Origin of the sequence: Dyella sp. 2HG41-7 (assembly GCF_021390675.1) — a bacterium.
GTDB lineage: Bacteria > Pseudomonadota > Gammaproteobacteria > Xanthomonadales > Rhodanobacteraceae > Dyella_B.
Genome location: NZ_JAJEJV010000004.1, coordinates 1,828,422 through 1,841,380, shown reverse-complemented (window position 1 = coordinate 1,841,380; position 12,959 = coordinate 1,828,422). Strand labels below are relative to the sequence as shown.

15 protein-coding genes are annotated in these 12,959 nt (G+C 58.7%); 8 read left to right on the top strand and 7 right to left on the bottom strand.

Annotation, left to right across the window (positions count from 1 at the left end; translation table 11 throughout):
* Positions 1 to 23: 23 nt before the first annotated feature.
* From L0U79_RS09620 to L0U79_RS09605, 4 genes are all read right to left on the bottom strand, one after another.
* Entirely contained in the window at positions 24 to 920 is an 897-nt protein-coding gene (locus L0U79_RS09620) for an alpha/beta fold hydrolase (RefSeq protein WP_233841970.1), read from the bottom strand.
* Between the two features lie 79 nt (positions 921 to 999).
* Positions 1,000 to 1,212 (bottom strand): cold-shock protein, encoded by a 213-nt coding sequence (locus tag L0U79_RS09615; protein ID WP_233841968.1) that lies wholly within the window; start codon positions 1,210 to 1,212, stop codon positions 1,000 to 1,002.
* A 275-nt stretch (positions 1,213 to 1,487) separates the two neighbouring features.
* Entirely contained in the window at positions 1,488 to 1,700 is a 213-nt protein-coding gene (locus L0U79_RS09610) for a cold-shock protein (protein WP_233841966.1), read from the bottom strand.
* Positions 1,701 to 1,986: 286 nt separating this feature from the next.
* Positions 1,987 to 2,196 carry a cold-shock protein gene (locus tag L0U79_RS09605; protein WP_204633292.1) on the bottom strand — a complete coding sequence of 70 codons (210 nt, stop codon included), beginning with the start codon at positions 2,194 to 2,196 and terminating at the stop codon, positions 1,987 to 1,989.
* Between the two features lie 304 nt (positions 2,197 to 2,500).
* Here L0U79_RS09605 and L0U79_RS09600 point away from each other — a divergent pair, with 304 nt between their 5' ends.
* On the top strand, positions 2,501 to 2,872 hold the full coding sequence (locus tag L0U79_RS09600) for a hypothetical protein (protein WP_233841964.1): 372 nt from the start codon (positions 2,501 to 2,503) through the stop codon (positions 2,870 to 2,872).
* Here L0U79_RS09600 and L0U79_RS09595 read toward each other — a convergent pair.
* Positions 2,859 to 3,995: a crosslink repair DNA glycosylase YcaQ family protein gene (locus tag L0U79_RS09595; protein ID WP_345778430.1), complete on the bottom strand. Its 1,137-nt coding sequence runs from the start codon at positions 3,993 to 3,995 to the stop codon at positions 2,859 to 2,861. The genes L0U79_RS09600 and L0U79_RS09595 overlap by 14 nt on opposite strands.
* Before the next feature lie 320 nt (positions 3,996 to 4,315).
* Between L0U79_RS09595 and L0U79_RS09590 the strand changes: the two genes are divergently transcribed.
* Together L0U79_RS09590 and L0U79_RS09585 are read left to right on the top strand one after the other, a co-directional pair.
* On the top strand, positions 4,316 to 4,912 hold the full coding sequence (locus L0U79_RS09590) for a hypothetical protein (protein ID WP_233841960.1): 597 nt from the start codon (positions 4,316 to 4,318) through the stop codon (positions 4,910 to 4,912).
* A gap of 130 nt (positions 4,913 to 5,042) precedes the next feature.
* Positions 5,043 to 6,125 carry a phospholipase A gene (locus tag L0U79_RS09585; RefSeq protein WP_233841959.1) on the top strand — a complete coding sequence of 361 codons (1,083 nt, stop codon included), beginning with the start codon at positions 5,043 to 5,045 and terminating at the stop codon, positions 6,123 to 6,125.
* 61 nt (positions 6,126 to 6,186) lie between these two features.
* On the opposite strand, the gene L0U79_RS09580 is transcribed toward L0U79_RS09585, so the two are convergent.
* Complete coding sequence (locus tag L0U79_RS09580; protein ID WP_255682790.1) at positions 6,187 to 6,669, bottom strand: peptidylprolyl isomerase; 483 nt, start codon at positions 6,667 to 6,669, stop codon at positions 6,187 to 6,189.
* A 125-nt stretch (positions 6,670 to 6,794) separates the two neighbouring features.
* Between L0U79_RS09580 and L0U79_RS09575 the strand changes: the two genes are divergently transcribed.
* Both L0U79_RS09575 and dacB read left to right on the top strand, forming a co-directional pair.
* The gene (locus tag L0U79_RS09575; protein ID WP_233841957.1) at positions 6,795 to 8,132 is read left to right on the top strand and encodes an MATE family efflux transporter; all 1,338 of its coding nucleotides are present in this window, start codon (positions 6,795 to 6,797) and stop codon (positions 8,130 to 8,132) included.
* Positions 8,133 to 8,207: 75 nt separating this feature from the next.
* A complete protein-coding gene (gene dacB, locus L0U79_RS09570; RefSeq protein WP_233841955.1) occupies positions 8,208 to 9,713 on the top strand; it encodes a D-alanyl-D-alanine carboxypeptidase/D-alanyl-D-alanine-endopeptidase in 1,506 nt (501 codons plus the stop codon).
* Between the two features lie 54 nt (positions 9,714 to 9,767).
* Here dacB and L0U79_RS09565 read toward each other — a convergent pair whose 3' ends face one another.
* Positions 9,768 to 10,244 (bottom strand): glutathione peroxidase, encoded by a 477-nt coding sequence (locus tag L0U79_RS09565; RefSeq protein ID WP_233841953.1) that lies wholly within the window; start codon positions 10,242 to 10,244, stop codon positions 9,768 to 9,770.
* A gap of 96 nt (positions 10,245 to 10,340) precedes the next feature.
* Here L0U79_RS09565 and L0U79_RS09560 point away from each other — a divergent pair, with 96 nt between their 5' ends.
* The 3 genes from L0U79_RS09560 to L0U79_RS09550 all read left to right on the top strand — a co-directional run bounded on the left by L0U79_RS09560 (position 10,341) and on the right by L0U79_RS09550 (position 12,932).
* Positions 10,341 to 11,351 carry a methionine ABC transporter ATP-binding protein gene (locus tag L0U79_RS09560; RefSeq protein WP_233841951.1) on the top strand — a complete coding sequence of 337 codons (1,011 nt, stop codon included), beginning with the start codon at positions 10,341 to 10,343 and terminating at the stop codon, positions 11,349 to 11,351.
* Positions 11,351 to 12,040 (top strand): methionine ABC transporter permease, encoded by a 690-nt coding sequence (locus tag L0U79_RS09555; protein ID WP_233843880.1) that lies wholly within the window; start codon positions 11,351 to 11,353, stop codon positions 12,038 to 12,040. The genes L0U79_RS09560 and L0U79_RS09555 overlap by 1 nt, the downstream gene beginning before the upstream one ends.
* 94 nt (positions 12,041 to 12,134) lie before the next feature.
* On the top strand, positions 12,135 to 12,932 hold the full coding sequence (locus tag L0U79_RS09550) for a MetQ/NlpA family ABC transporter substrate-binding protein (RefSeq protein WP_233841949.1): 798 nt from the start codon (positions 12,135 to 12,137) through the stop codon (positions 12,930 to 12,932).
* The last annotated feature ends 27 nt before the right edge of the window (positions 12,933 to 12,959 follow it).

The following is a 12,959-nucleotide window of genomic DNA, read 5'->3' as shown; positions in this document are numbered from 1 at the left end:
AGATGGCGGTCATCGCGCCGCGATCAAGTGTCGTGGTCGAAGTTTGTATCCATCCATGCCGCCAGTTGCGCGGCGATCGCATCGGGCACTTTCATCCACGTGAAATGATCGGCCGACTGCCCCGCCAACTGTTCGGGCGCCACGACATCCACGCGTCGCGGCGCTTTAGGCATTTTATCCAGCAACCATTCCAATGATGACAACGGAGCCAGCCAATCGTCGCGCAGGCGCATTGCCAACACGGGGCGCTGGAATGCACCCAATTCACGTTCAAAGTCTGCAACGATTCCATTCGCGGCGTAACGCCCCGTGCGCCCGCTGCGCGACCAATCCGCAATCACATCGCGCGCTTCGTTGCCGCCAAAACCGATTCGTCGTCCGGGTAAATAACCGATCAAGCGCGATATCGGCGTAACAAGCGCATACGCAGCAAGAATCAGCGAACCACGCTTAAACCGACGCCAATAAGGCGAGCCGCTTGCCACCAACGCAAGCCCGGCCACATCGCCGCGATGGCGACTCGCATAAAGACAAGACAGCTGACCGCCGAGGCTATGGCCGCCCATCCATAACTCCGCTTGCGGCCAACGCGTTTTCGCTTCCGCCATACCTGCGGCGATATCCGTTTCCAACAATTGGCGATAACCCCAATTGCTTTGCCTTCCCGCGCGACGATTGCTCGAACCGATGCCACGCCATTCGTGCAACGCCATCGCGACGCCATGCGCTGCAAATGCCTCGGCCAACGGTAAATAGTGCTTCGCCGGCACACCCATGGCGGGCAACCAGTACATCACCCGTTTGGGATACTCCGCCGGTTGCGTGCAGATCAATTCGCTTTGCGCACCATCAGCCGTCGCAACGGAAACGACGTGAGTGGAAGCGATTACGTTTGAAACAGCTTGAATGGATGCAGACATCGACAGAGCTTATCGAATCGCGCAAAAACAAAAAGGCCGGCTTACGCCGGCCTTTTTGTCATTCGATATATTTGCAGCATCAAGCCTTGGCGACTTCGTCCGCCTGCAATCCTTTCTGGCCTTGTACGACCTTGAAGGTGACCTTGTCGCCTTCCTTGAGGCTCTTGAAACCCTGCCCCGTGATTGCGCGGAAGTGCACGAACACGTCAGGGCCGTCGGTGCGACTGATGAAACCGAACCCTTTGGCGTCGTTGAACCATTTGACTGTGCCAGTTACACGTTCATCCGACATAACTCACTCCATCTGCAAAGCGTTGTCTCTAGAGACCAGTCGACCCACCCGAGCCGACGGCTTACTGGGTTTGCCAAGATGGGGGGAGCGTTGCGGACAGGGGCCGCAGGGCGGACCGCGCGCCTAACCAAGCAGACACAGTAAACACAGGATAATGACTTTCGTGAATTGAAATGTGATGAAAAATTCACACTCGAAAATCAAATGATCCGGGATCGGAAATAGAAAAAGCCAGGCATTAATCCTGGCTTTTTCAATCGATCCAAGTACTCGAATTAGGCTGGAAGCACTTCTTCCGCCTGCAAGCCTTTTGGACCTTGCTTCACCAGAAAGGTGACTTTCTGGCCTTCCTTCAGCGAACGGAAACCGTTGCCTTGGATGGATTTGAAATGCACAAACAAATCGCCGCCTTTATCGCTACTGATAAATCCGTAGCCTTTGGCGTCGTTGAACCATTTGACTGTGCCTGTTGCACGCTCTTCCGCCATGACGCACCCCACCCCTCTAACGCTGACTTGGAAACCATCGACTCACCCGAGTCGGCAGTTACTGAGCATGCCGATATCCAGTTAGCGTTACGCACAAAATCATTTGTGACACGCAATTGCACAAGCAGGCGCAGTGGACGAAGCATAGTGATTTTGGTGAAGCGATATGTGATCGGAAATTCACGCGCGATATCACATTCGACGCAACGTCCCTCGTTCGGGAAATAAAAAAAGCCGGGCATTAAGCCCGGCTTTTTAAATCGATTAAATCGATTTACGGCAGTAATTAGGCCGGCAGCACTTCGTCAGCCTGCAGACCCTTCTGGCCCTGCACAACCTTGAAGCTCACTTTCTGGCCTTCCTGCAGGCTCTTGAAGCCATTGCCCTGGATCGCGCGGAAGTGCACGAAAACATCCGGGCCATTGTCGCGGCTGATGAAGCCGAAACCTTTGGCATCGTTGAACCACTTGACGGTACCGATCTGACGATCAGACATGTAACTCACTCCAAACTAGGTATTTCAAAAAAAGAGACTCGACCTCCGCACGCAAGCGGGGCCGGCTTACTGGTGTGCTAAGGAAAACCCTAGGGGGTGAGCGATGAGGCAGATCGTAATCGGCTGCATCGGGTCACGTGACTCTGGTGACCCCGGCAAACACAGTGCGCGCATCATACCTGCAAATACTGGCGTAAAGCGAATAGGCGTTCAGGAAGCGGCTTTTTGCCGACGCAGTATGCTTAGGCTCCGTTACCCGCCAACGCTTCCTATGAAATTAGATAACGCGACAGGTTTCCTTCGAATGACTGACGTAAAGGCCGTTATCGCTATCACCGCCCTGTCGCTCTTAACCGCCTGCAGCCACGTGGCGCAAAAGCCCGTATCTCTCCCGCCCGCCGTGGCAAAAGGCCAGACTTCAACGGGTATTCCGGGCTGCGATGCGTACCTGAACAACTATCTGGCGTGCCATGAGGCCGCGGGTATTTACGACCGCGGCTTGCTGCAAACCCACTACCAAACCATGCGGGAGACGCTGCTCCAGGAAGCCAGCGACCCAAGCGTGCGTCCGTATCTTGCCGATCGCTGCGCTGGGCTTACGCGGCAGCTGAACGATGCGTTGCAGGGCCGTTCCTGCACGCCGCAGAACACGGTTAAACCTGTCACGCAGCACTGAGACTGCGCCAGTGAGCCCGCAACGCGGCCGATACCTGCGCCGGCTTGCATCGCCCAAGTTTTACCTTCGGCGTTCCATGCCATGAGGCTGTCGCCGCAACGGCCTGCGCCAATTCGGCGATGGTACGTTCATTGGGTGAAACGCCTTCTTCGAAATACAGCGCCTTGATTTCGAATACGCCTTCCGCACGATGCGCTTTCGCGTCAAGCCGCCCGATCAATTTTCCACGATGCAGAATCGGCAGTACGTAGTAGCCGTAACGACGCTTGGCGGCGGGTACATAGCATTCGATGGTGTAGTCGAAATCGAACATCGCGCGCACGCGTGCGCGGTCCCACACGATTGGATCGAACGGCGAAAGCAGCGCTGTATGCGTGGCGCGCAGGCGTCCCTCGCGCGCTTTATCGAGCAGATCGGCATGGTCGCGATGCACGTAGGCAACGCTGTCCCAGCCGGCCACCTGCACGCTGATCAACGCTCCGGAGGCGACCAAAGGCGCAAGTTCGCGATCGTCGACAGATGGCTTCAAGCGAAAGTAATCGGCGATCCAACGCGACTGCGCAATACCGAGCGCACGCACGCTGTCGAGAATAAAGCGCTGTCGAAGCGCATCGGAAGACAATGCGGCTGCCGCTGCATCGAAGGGCGGATCGAGTTTAGCCAGCACGCGTTCGGCAAGGTCGTACACGCGTTGAAAACGTTCGCGTCGCGTCACCATTAGTTCGCCGGATGCAAACCACGCTTCGAGCCAGCGCTTCTCCGGCTTCCATTCCCACCATCCTGAAACGCCGCGATCCGCGCGTTCGAAATCGGAGGCGCGTACGGGGCCGGAGATTCGCACGCGTTCGAGCAGCGCATCCATTTCTTTGAGATTGGCATCCCGCGCACGCGCAGCATGTCGGTCCGCCCAATGGCGGCTTTCGATCTGCGCACGCCACGCGCGATGCATGCCAATATCCGTGGCAGCGACGAAACAAGCTTCGTGCGCCCAGCATTCGGCAATATTCCCCAGCTCGAGCGCCTCCTCCAACCATGCTTGTGGGTAGGCGCCAAGCCGCGCATGCAACACCAAGTAAGGACTGCGCGCAACGACGTGGATGCTGTCGATCTGCAACAGGCGCATGCGTTGAATCGTTGTGAGCAAATCGCCGCGGCGCGCGCGTCGTTTAGGCGTTTGCAATAATCCTTGTGCGGCCAGCTGGAGCGCACGTGCTTGTGCAAGCGTTACAACCTTATTGCCGGATGAAAGTTTGCTCAACGCCGCAACGCCTTCACAAAATGGATACGCCATTATTGTGCTGGTATTTATGGGCGTGTTGTTAACTTGCCAATCAAGCTTGGTTGATCGATAGCGTGCCAAGCGCGATGGGTCGTTCGTCGGCGACGACGCAAGCCGTACGACCGCGGCCCGCATCCAAGGCTAACTTGCATGGAGCGACCATCATGATCTATCGCACACCTACTCTTATCTCTCTTCTCGGTATCGGCCTGTTTGTCGCGGGCTCCGGATTCGCGCAAACGCAAAGCCAACCGATGACGCCTGCCCAACCCGCTGCGCCTGCACAACAAGCCACGCCTGCGCAGCCCGCAACATCGGCGCAGCCTGCCATGCCCACGCAATCGGCCATGCCTGCACAAACTGCGACACCAGCGCAGCCTGCAACACCTGCGCAGTCCACAGCACCGGCACAACCGGCGGCGCCAGCACAGCCCGCAGCGCCTGCACAGCCGACGCAGTCGATGCAATCAGCGCCTTCGACACAAACCACATCAAGCATGTCCTCGTCATCCGAAGGCGGCAAGAGCGCGACATACAACACGGCTAAAGGCCAAGTCACGGTCAACTCGACCGTCGGGCAAGGTCCGTCCACCGCATCGCCCCCGTCGTTCGAGCAACTTTCCGGTGGGAAGAAATTCATCACCAAAGACCAGGCGAATGCCTACCCGCCGTTGGCCAACGATTTTCTGTACGTCGCAGGCCCCAACGGCTCGCGCATTACCAAAGCTCAATACGAGCATTGGCTGAAGAATTTGAATTGAGCGATCAGTCAGACGTCTGGTGACGGATGTCTCACACCGGCCATCGTCAGGATGGCCGGTTTTTTTATCCTTCGCGCAAATCGCTAGACTTGCCACAACAGCGCCGAGCACGGCGTTCGAGGATGCATCCATGAAACCTCTGCCCCGCAGTCTGCTGATCGGCGCGAGCGCCGGCTTGATAGCATTGCCGCTTTATGCGCAGAACATCGATCCCGCCACGATTCAAGCGTGTGCCGGCATCAATAACGATGCCCAGCGCTTGACCTGCTACGACCGCGCAACCGGACGCGATCAAACCGAAGTCGCACAGAAGCACGCCGAATCAAGCGCAGCGCCTACGTCTAAGGTTTTTAAGCACGATCAAGAAGCAACAGCTGCTGCAGGCGCGAAAAACGCGCCGTCTTCATTGTTGGAAAGCCGCTGGGAACTCTCGCCGGAAAGCAAGCTGGGCACCTTCAACATTCGCGGGTACAAGCCGATCTACGTGATGCCGGTATTCGCGACAACCAATCAGAACAACCTTCCCTACAGTCCAAACCCCACCAATGCGGTGCACACACCGCAAGGCATGCAAGATGTGGAAGGCAAATTCGAGATCAGCCTGAAAACGAAGATCTGGCAAGGTGTCTTCGGCGATGCCGGCGATCTGTGGGTGGGCTATACCCAGGATTCGTACTGGCAGGTCTACAACGCCAAGAACTCGCGCCCGTTCCGCGAGACCGACTACGAGCCCGAAGCGATGCTGGTCTTCAACACCGACTATCACGTGTTCGGCTGGGATGGCCGGCTGCTGAGTATCGGCGTGGATCACCAATCCAACGGGCAATCCGATCCGCTTTCGCGCAGCTGGAATCGCGTGATGGCGCAGGTCGGTTTCGAACGCGAGAACTGGACGATTTTATTTCGCCCTTGGTGGCGCATTCCCGAACCTGCCAAAGACGACAATAATCCCGATATCAGCAATTACATCGGCCGCGCCGATGTGGAAATCATCCACGAATGGCACGGTCAGGAATTCGGCCTGATGTTGCGCGACTCGCTACGCGGCGGCAGTCAGCAACACGGCGCCGGTCGCTTTACCTGGAGCTTCCCGCTGGTGGGAAATCTTCGCGGCTATATGGAACTGTTCAAGGGTTACGGCGAGAATATTCTGGATTACAACCACAATGCCACGTATCTAGGCGCGGGCATCTCGCTCGTCGATTGGTACTGAGCGCCAATCGAGTAACTTGCGATGCAAAGCCCGCCGACGATGTCGACGGGCTCGATCAGCATTAGTGGTGATGACCACCGGCGCCATGCACGTGTCCGTGCGCAAGTTCTTCTTCGCTGGCGGCGCGCACGTCGGTCACCTGGATATCGAAATGCAGCGTCTGGCCGGCGAGCGGGTGATTGCCGTCGATATGCACGGTCTGGCCGTCCACCTTGGTGACGGTCACGTGGATCACGCCCTGCGGACCCTGGCCCTGGAACTGCATGCCGGGCTGAATATCTTCCACACCCTGGAACGCATCGCGGGGCAGCTCTTGCACCAGCTCCGGATGATGCACGCCGTAACCTTCGGCGGGGGCAACGTCCACTTTGAACTGATCGCCGGCCACGCGGCCGGTCATGGCCTTCTCCAAGCCCGGCACGATCTGACCGCTGCCATGCAGATAGGTGAGCGGATCACGACCTTCGGAACTGTCGATCACCTGACCGTTGTCGTCGGTGAGCGTGTAGTGAAAGGAGGCAACTGAATTTTCGGCGATCTGCATGATGGTCTCGCTTAACGTGAAAGAGCGCCGACCTGCGCCGACGGTAAAGAATGCAAGGGTACCACCTCGCCCTCGCCCACCGCCGCAAACGTGCCAGAATGCCGGCAACTGCCCCGTGAAACCTCATGACGACGTTCATCGAAGCCTGGCGCCACCGCCCGACTCATCGGCAAGTGTGGGCGCTGGCCACGCCCATGATCCTGTCCAATCTCACCGTGCCCTTGGTGGCACTTGTGGACAGCACCGTGGCCGGTCACCTGCCGAGCACGCAGGATCTTGGCGCAGTGACGGTCGGCAGCGCGGTGTACGCGCTACCGGTTTGGAGTCTGGGTTTTCTGCGCATGGGCACGACCGGTTTTGCCGCGCAGGCCAAAGGCGCGAACGACGCTTCCGCTTTGCGCACCGTGCAGGCGCAGGCGCTGCTGCTTGCAACGGTGTTCGGCGTGCTGGTGGGTTTGTTGATGGTGCCGCTGCTGCCTTGGCTGGTCGGCCAAATGCATTCGACGCCGGCCATGACCTGGCGCGCATTGGGTTATCTGCACGTGCGACTTTTCGGATTGCCCGCCGCGCTGCTCAATTACGCGCTGGCAGGTTGGTTTATCGGTGCGCAGCGTGCGCGCACGACGCTGGGTCTGTTGCTGGTCACCAACGTGGTAAACATCGCGTTGAACCTTTTGTTTGTGCCGGTGTTTGGTTGGGGCGTTCCGGGTATTGCATGGGCATCGGTCGCTGGCGAATGGTGCGGTGTGCTGTATGGCATGTGGCGAGCACGCCAGCTGGTTCGCGATCTCGACGGTTTTGTCGATTGGCAAGCGATGCGCGAGTGGCCGCATTGGCGTCCTTTGCTGATGGTGAATCGCGATATTTTTCTGCGCACCTTGGCGCTCGAAGGCGTGTTTTTCAGTCTTTCGCTGCTCGGGGCACGACTGGGTGATGCCACGGTTGCCGCGAACGCCTTGCTGCTCAATGGTCTGATGCTGACCGCCTTCGGCCTCGACGGCCTCGCCAACGCGGTGGAGGCGCTATGTGGCCACGCCATTGGCGCTCGCGACCACCATGCGTTGCGGCGCGCGCTGGTGGTGGCCGGCGGCTGGTCGCTGATCGGCAGCGTGTGTTACGCCTTGTTCTTCGGCGGCGCCGGTCATCTTTTCGTAAATCTGCAAACCAACTTGCCCGAGGTACGGGACACGGCCTATCGCGACTTGCCCTGGTTGACGGCTTTGCCGGTGGTCGCGGTATGGAGTTATTTGCTCGACGGCTTGTTTATCGGCGCAACGCGCGCACGAGAAATGCGCAACGGCATGTTTCTGTCCGTCATCTTTTTTGCGTTACTGGCCTGGTTGACGCGCGGCCTTGGCAACCACGGACTGTGGTTTACGTTCCTCGCCTTTATGGCGATACGCGGATTAAGCTTGGCCTGGCTGGGATTGCGCATTCGCCGACGTCACGCATGGATTGCTTGAACCACGATGCTAACTACTCATAGGTCTATGACACCCGCCTTATCGCGTTATTTGTTGCGAACATGCACTGCGTGCATGCTGGTAGCGACTGCCGTTGCCACACCGGTCGCCGCGGCCGACTCCCGCATTTCCGCAACGGCAACGCCGCAGCAACTTACCGCGGCTATCGATACGCAAATCGAAGAGCCTCGATTTGCTTCTGCAAGCTGGGGCATCTCCGTGGTGTCGCTCGATACGGGCCGCACGCTCTACGCGCACGATGCCGATCGTCTCTTACAACCGGCGTCGACTGCCAAGCTGTACACCGCCGCGTTGGTGCTCAACACCATTGGCACGGATTACCGCATTCCTACACAGCTACTGACGACGCGACCGATCGTGCAGGGCCGGCTGGAAGGTCCGCTGATCCTGCGCGGCATGGGCGACCCGACGCTGGGCACACCTGATACGAACATGGATTGGGCCGATCAATTGGCCGAACAATTGGCGGCCAGCGGCATCCACGATGTGCAAGGGGATCTAATCGCTGACGATAGCTACTTCACCGGCTCGCCGGTCGGCTCCGGTTGGGAGGCCCGCGATCTGCAGAACTGGTTCGCCGTACCGTCTTCTGCGCTGAGCGTGCAGGAAAATACCGTCGGTCTCACCATAACTCCCGCGAACTCGCCCGGGCGTCCCGCGTCGCTGATGCTCGATCCATCCGGCGCCATTTCGCATGTATCGAACACGCTGATTACCGGCGTCAGCAATACGCGAGGCGATATCAATCTTTATCGCGCGCCTGGCGATCCCACGTTGTACGCATTCGGCAGCATCGCCGCGCATAGTGAACCGCAAACGTTCAAGCTCGCCATCGTCGATCCTGCATGGTTTGCCGGGATGCAACTGCGCGAAGCGCTGACGCGACACGGAATACATGTTCGCGGCAGCTTGCGCGTGCAGCATTGGCCCAATCAAAACACCGTCGAACTCGCTAAAGCCGTCGAACTTGCGCAAGTGCTTTCGCCACCGGTGATGGAAATTTTGACGCGAGGGTTGAAGCGTTCGCAGAATCTCTATCTGCAAAATCTGCTGCAAATTGCTGGCGTAAAAGCGCAGGCCAACGCGACGCAAACCAATGAACCGGCACCAGGCTTTCTCAGCAGCGAAGCATGGGGCATCCGTGCGCTAAGCGAGTTGCTCGATCAGATCGGCGTTGCTCCAGGCGCTGCGCAAATCGAAGATGGCGCCGGCTTGTCGCGGCAGGATTTATCCACGCCCACGGCGATGGTCCAACTGCTGACCTATCTCTCGAATCAACCGTATGGCGCGCAGTTGCGCGATGCCTTGCCGTCCGCCGGTGTCGACGGCACGCTTGAATGGCGCATGCGCGATACGGCCGCCGCGGACAACGTTCACGCCAAAACCGGCAGCATGACCAATGTGCGCTGTCTCGTCGGTTACGTCACGACCGCAGCAGGCGAACGACTGGCGTTCGCCATCATGCTCAACAACTACGTGCGCGATGCGGACGATCCCAGCCCAAGCCGCAATCTGGACGCTATCGTGGAATTGCTCGCGTCATTCCAGGGGCACAGCTGACGGCAGAGCCCTCGTCATTCCGGCGTAACCCGGAATGACGATCGAACGCGCGGCTTATCGCTTGCCCAAATCCTTCCCGATTTTCTCCGGCGTGTCGTTCGGCGCATAACGCTTCACGACATTGCCTTGCGCATCGATCAGGAACTTGGTGAAATTCCATTTGATCGACTCGCTTCCCAGCAGACCTTTGGCCTGCTTTTTCATCCATTGGTAAAGCGGATGCGTGCCGTCGCCATTCACCTCGATTTTGGCGAACATCGGAAACGTTACGTCGTAAGAGGTGGAACAGAACTGCTTGATCTCCGCCTCGTCACCCGGCTCCTGATGACCGAATTGATCACACGGGAAGCCAAGCACGATCAAACCTTGGTCGCGGTGCGTGCGCCACAGTTCTTCCAAACCTTTGTATTGCGGCGTGAAGCCGCATTTGGAAGCCACATTGACGATCAACATTTGCTTGCCGCGCCATTCCCCGAGCGAACGCTCGGTGCCGTCAATATCGCGTGCGCTAAAGTCGTAGGCCGTGGTCATGTCGTCGCTCCGTTATATCGATATGGCAGTCTACTTCAGACGGCCATCGACGTTGTGACTTAGAATGCCGGTTTCGACCATCAGCCAGGGTTCGTCGTGATCCGCTTTATCGATGTCCACAAGTCCTACCGCGTCGGCGGCAAGGATATTCCGGCCCTGGAGCCATTCGGCCTGGAGATTGCGGATGGCGAGGTGTTTGGCATTATCGGCCACTCCGGCGCCGGCAAATCTACGCTAATACGCCTGATCAATCTGCTGGAGCGCCCCAGTGGCGGCCGGATTCTGATCGGCGATACGGATATGACTGCCCTGCCCGAAGCCGAATTGCGCGCGGCGCGGCAACGCATCGGCATGATCTTTCAGCACTTCAATCTGCTGTCTTCGCAAACGGTCGCGGAGAACATCGCATTTCCGATGCGACTGGCCGGCCATAACGACGACAAGGCGATTCGCGCGCGCGTCGATGAGCTGCTGCAACGCGTCGGGTTGATCGCGCACGCAGACAAATACCCCTCGCAGCTTTCCGGCGGCCAGAAACAACGCGTGGGCATTGCGCGCGCGTTGGCGAACCGACCTTCCATCTTGTTGTGCGATGAGGCCACCAGCGCGCTCGATCCGCAAACCACCGCATCCGTGCTGGAGTTGCTCGCCGAAATCAATCGCGAGTTGAAACTGACCATCGTGCTGATCACGCACGAGATGGACGTCGTGCGGCGCGTGTGCGATCGCGTGGCCGTGCTCGATTCGGGGCGTATCGTGGAACACGGCACCGTGGCCGATGTGTTTCTGCATCCCGAACATGCCACCACGCGTCGCTTCGTCGAAGAAGCGCTGCCGGAGGAAGCGGCCGGCGAACGCGTGCCGTATCAAAACGTTCCCGGGCGCATTTTGCGTTTGTCGTTTCGCGGCGAAGCCACGTGGTCGCCGACGCTCGGTCGCGTTACGCGCGAAACGGGCGTGGATTTCAATATTCTTGCCGGTCGCATCGACCGCATCAAAGACCTTCCCTACGGCCAGCTGACGCTCGCCATGCAGGGCGCTAATGTGGATGCCGCGCTGCATGCCTTGCGCGACGCCGGCATCGAAGTCGAGGAGCTTGCACGATGATGGCCACGCACCAACCGCTGCTGCAGACCTTGTTCCCCAATATCGACGATTGGGGCGAAATGGGGCGTGCGTGCATCGACACGCTGCTGATGCTGGGCGGCTCGCTGTTGCTTACGGTGATCATCGGTTTGCCGCTGGGCGTGCTGCTGTTCCTTACGGGTAAGGGTCAGCTGCATGCCACGCCCAAGCTTTATGGCGTGCTGTCGCTGGTGGTCAACGTATTGCGCTCGATTCCTTTCATCATCCTGATGATCGTATTGATGCCGCTCACGTACGTGCTTGTAGGAACCAAGCTCGGTATTCGCGGCGCCATTCCGCCGCTCGTTATCGGCGCGGCCCCCTTCTTCGCGCGGCTGGTGGAAACGGCGCTGCGAGAGGTGGAGCAAGGTGTTATCGAAGCGTCGCAGGCGATGGGCGCCAGCACATGGCAGATCGTCCGCCATGTGCTGCTGCCCGAAGCGCGCGCCAGCCTATGGGCCGGTATCACGGTGACCGCCATCGCCCTGGTTGGCTACACAGCGATGGGCGGCGCCATTGGCGCGGGCGGACTGGGCGATCTGGCTTATCGTTACGGCTATCTCAGTTACAAATCCGACTACATGGTCGTCACGGTGCTGCTGCTGATCGTGCTGGTGCAACTGCTGCAGATGCTGGGCGACCGCATCGTGGCGCACTACAGCCGCCGCTGATTGGCTCGAACGAACCATCGGATAAGTCCGGCTTCTTTGCATCCGGCCGTATGGACGGCTATTCTGGTGCACCGCATCAGGATTGCCCTCCCCCATGAACAAGCTGATGGTTTTTCTGGCCGCCACCCTGCTCGTGGCCGGCTGCTCGTCATCGAGCCCCGGCAACTCGGACGGCCAGACGCTTACCGTGGCCGCCACTGCCGTTCCGCATGCGGAAATTCTCAAGGAAGTGAAGCCTATTCTGGCGAAGGAAGGCGTGGATCTTCAGATCAAGGTTTTCGCCGACTACGTGCAACCCAATACGCAGGTGGTGGAGAAAACTATCGATTTGAACTATTTCCAGACCAAGCCTTATCTGGATACGTTCAATCGCGAACACAACACGCATCTGGTGACGATTACCGGCGTGCACATCGAGCCGTTCGGTGCGTACTCGCACAAGTACAAATCGATGGACCAACTTCCGAACGGAGCCACCGTCACCCTGCCGAACGATCCGGCCAACGGCGGGCGCGCCCTGCTGTTGCTTGCGCGAAACGGCGTGATCACGTTGAAAGACCCGAATAACGAGTTGGCGACCCCGAAAGACGTAACCGTCAATCCGAAGAACCTCGTCTTCAAGCCGTTGGAAGCCGCCATGTTGCCGCGCACGCTGGACGAGGTGGATTTGGCGTTGATCAACACCAACTACGCGCTGGCCGCCGGCCTCAATCCGACCAAGGATGCGCTGCTGCTTGAGAGCAAAGACTCACCATATGTGAATTACCTGGTGGGCCGTGAGGACAATCAGAATGATCCGCGCGTGCAGAAACTCGCCAAGGCGCTGACCAGTCCCGAGATCAAAGCGTTTATCGAACAGAAGTACCACGGGGCCGTGTTGCCCGCGTTCTAAGCAAATCCTGTGTACGAAAAAGCCCGC